This window comes from Curtobacterium sp. B8 (assembly GCF_000333315.1).
GTDB lineage: Bacteria > Actinomycetota > Actinomycetes > Actinomycetales > Microbacteriaceae > Curtobacterium > Curtobacterium luteum.
The window spans coordinates 1-3,090 of the sequence record NZ_BACW01000241.1; the positions used below are offsets into that span (position 1 = coordinate 1).

4 protein-coding genes are annotated in these 3,090 nt (G+C 72.4%); all 4 read left to right on the forward strand.

Annotated elements, in window-relative coordinates; all coding sequences use genetic code 11:
• On the forward strand, positions 1-158 hold a 158-nt coding region (locus I59_RS21925; RefSeq protein WP_148286110.1), incomplete at its 5' end, for an FAD-dependent oxidoreductase.
• A 29-nt stretch (positions 159-187) separates the two neighbouring features.
• Positions 188-1,207 carry a glycerate kinase gene (locus tag I59_RS06030; protein WP_022903091.1) on the forward strand — a complete coding sequence of 340 codons (1,020 nt, stop codon included), beginning with the start codon at positions 188-190 and terminating at the stop codon, positions 1,205-1,207.
• 120 nt (positions 1,208-1,327) lie between these two features.
• On the forward strand, positions 1,328-2,374 hold the full coding sequence (locus I59_RS06035) for an NAD(P)-dependent alcohol dehydrogenase (RefSeq protein ID WP_022903092.1): 1,047 nt from the start codon (positions 1,328-1,330) through the stop codon (positions 2,372-2,374).
• 193 nt (positions 2,375-2,567) lie between these two features.
• The coding region (locus I59_RS06040) for a hypothetical protein (protein WP_022903093.1) at positions 2,568-3,090 on the forward strand (523 nt) is incomplete at its 3' end.

Sequence of the window (3,090 nt, forward strand, 5' to 3'; positions counted from 1 at the left end):
CGCCGGACGAGGACTTCGTCATCGACCGCCGCGGTCCGCTCACCGTCGCGACCGGGTTCTCGGGCCACGGCTTCAAGTTCGCGCCCCTCCTCGGCGAGCTCGTCGCGGACCTCGCCCTCGGCGGCACCCCACTGCCACGGTTCGCGCTCGCTCGCTGAGGCCGGACCCGTCCCGCTACGGTGGTCGGGTGCGCATCGTGGTGGCTCCGGACTCGTTCAAGGGCACCGCGACCGCGGCGTCCGTGGCTGCGGCGATCGCCGACGGCTGGCGCGCCGAGCGTCCCGACGACGACCTCGTCGTCGTGCCGATGGCCGACGGCGGCGAGGGCACGCTGGACGCCTTCGCCGCGGCGTTCCCCGACGCGGTGCTGCAGCCGCTGACGGTGACCGGTCCCGCGGGCGACCCGGTCGACGCCGCGTGGTTGCACCTGCCGGACGGACGCGGCGTGGTCGAGCTCGCCGCGACGAGCGGCCTCCCCCTGCTCGGCGGGCACCTGCTGCCGGACACCGCGACCTCCCGCGGGTTCGGGGAGGCGATCGCCGCGGCGCTCGACGCGGGCGTGACCGGGCTCGTGCTCGGCATCGGGGGCAGCGCGTCCACGGACGGCGGCGCCTCCGTGCTCGACGTCATCGGCGGTCGGACGCTCCCCCGCGACGGCGTGACCGTCCTGACCGACGTGACCTCGCCGCTCCTCGGGCCGTCCGGCGCTGCAGCCGTGTTCGGGGCGCAGAAGGGCGTCACACCCGACCGTGTGGCCGAGTTCGACGCCCGGCTGTCCGCGTTCGCCGCCCGCTTCCCGCACGTCGACCCCTCGACGCCGGGCGCGGGGGCCGCGGGCGGGGTCGGGTTCGGCCTGCTCGCGTGGGGTGCGACCCTCGTGCGCGGTGCCGACGGGATCGCGGAGGTCCTCGGGCTGCCGACGCTCCTGGTCGGTGCGGACGTGGTCGTCACGGGCGAGGGACGGTTCGACGGACAGAGTGCCGCGGGCAAGGTCGTGTCGGTAGTGCGCGAACTGGCCGGACGACACGCCCCGGACGCCCGGACGGTGCTCGTGGCCGGCGCGATCGAGGCCCCGCTCGACGCCTTCGCCGCCGCGGCCTCGCTGACAGTGATCGCCACGCAGACCACGGGCGAACCGGACGACGCGCTCCGCGATCCGCTGCGCTTCGCCGCGATCGCGGGGACACGACTCGCCCGGATGTCCTGAAGAACCGCACAGGAGGGGGACCCCGTCGGTACCACGCTGTCCGCAGCGCGCAGGAGCACACTGGTCCGTCGGAGCCGGAACCGGTTCCGTCAGCTGACGACCCATCCCACGAGGAGACCTTTGCGCACCGTCAACGCCTACGCTGCCCCGTCCGCCACGGAGCCGCTCGTCAAGACCACCATCACCCGCCGCGACCTCGGTCCGAACGACGTCGAGATCGACATCGCCTACGCCGGCATCTGCCACTCGGACATCCACACCGTCCGGGGCGAGTGGGGCGAGATCCAGTACCCGCAGGTCGTCGGTCACGAGATCGTCGGCCACGTCTCGGCCGTCGGCTCCGACGTCAGCAAGCACCAGGTCGGCGACCGCGTCGGCGTCGGCTGCATGGTGAACTCCTGCGGCGAGTGCGAGAACTGCGTCAAGGGCGAGGAGCAGTACTGCCTCAAGGGCAACATCCAGACCTACGCCGGCGTCGACCCGGCCGACGGCAGCATCACCCAGGGCGGCTACTCGCAGGCGATCGTGGTGAACGAGGACTTCGTGCTCCGCGTGCCCGAGTCGCTCGACATCGAGAAGGTCGCGCCGCTGCTCTGCGCCGGCATCACGACCTACTCGCCGCTGCACCACTGGGGCGTCGGCCCCGGCTCCAAGGTCGCCGTGATCGGCATGGGCGGCCTCGGGCACATGGCGGTGAAGATCGCGGTCGCGCTCGGCGCCGAGGTCACCGTCCTGTCGCAGACCACCTCGAAGCAGGAGGACTCGCTCCGCTACGGCGCGAAGGCCCACTACGCGACCAAGGACTCGGCGACGTTCGAGGAGCTCGCGGGCTCGTTCGAGCTCATCATCAACACCGTGTCGGCGAAGATCCCGATGGGCGCCTACCTCGGCCTCCTCAAGGTCGACGGCACGCTCGTCAACGTCGGTGCGCCGTCGGAGCCGCTCGAGGTGCCCGCGTTCGCGCTCATCCCGCGCCGGCTCAGCTGGGCGGGTTCGGCGATCGGCGGCATCCGCGAGACGCAGGAGATGCTCGACTTCTGCGCCGAGAAGGGGATTCTGCCGGAGACTGAGCTCATCAGCGCCGACCAGATCAACGAGGCCTACGAGCGGGTGCTGTCCTCGGACGTCCGCTACCGCTTCGTGATCGACGCGGCCACGCTCGCCTGACGCGAGCAGCAAGGGACGGGAGGCACGTGNCGNNTCCGCCACGTGCCTCCCGTCCGTTCCGCGACCGTCCGCAGGACGCTCCGCGGGCCGCCCCGCGGGCCGCTCCGGGGGCGATCATCCGCAGACCGCGACGCGCTCGTCCAGCGCGCGCAGGACGGTCGACGGGCCCCCGAACGGGGAGGACAGTGGGGGGATGTCCACCACCTGCACCCCCACCACCACGGCACTCGTGTCCGTGGCCGGCAGCGACACGGACTCGGCCATCCACGACCTCGCCGGGATGTACGCCGGGAAGGCCTGGTACTCCGCCCACGTCGACGACGACTACTGGTACCGCTACGCCGGCATCGGCGACAGCGACATGAGCATCCGACGGTCCCAGATGCACGGCTACCTCCGCGGTGACGTCGCCGTCGAGGGCGAGGTCGTCGTGCAGTGGATCGACTCCGGCACGGCCACCGTCGACACCCACCGCGACGCGACTCCCTTGCGGCACGGCGTCCCGGTGCTCTTCCCGATCGAGCAGCGCTTCGAGATGGAGTACCGCGACTGGGACCAGCGGCTCGTGCACCTGAGCCGTGCCCTCGTGCTCGACGTCGCAGCGGAGCAGTACCTCGTCGACGGCACCCTCGCCTTCCACCGCGGGGTGGAGCCGGGCCAGGCGGCGATCCAGCAGTGGCAGCGGAGCGTCCCGGGTGCCGTCCAGACCTACCGCG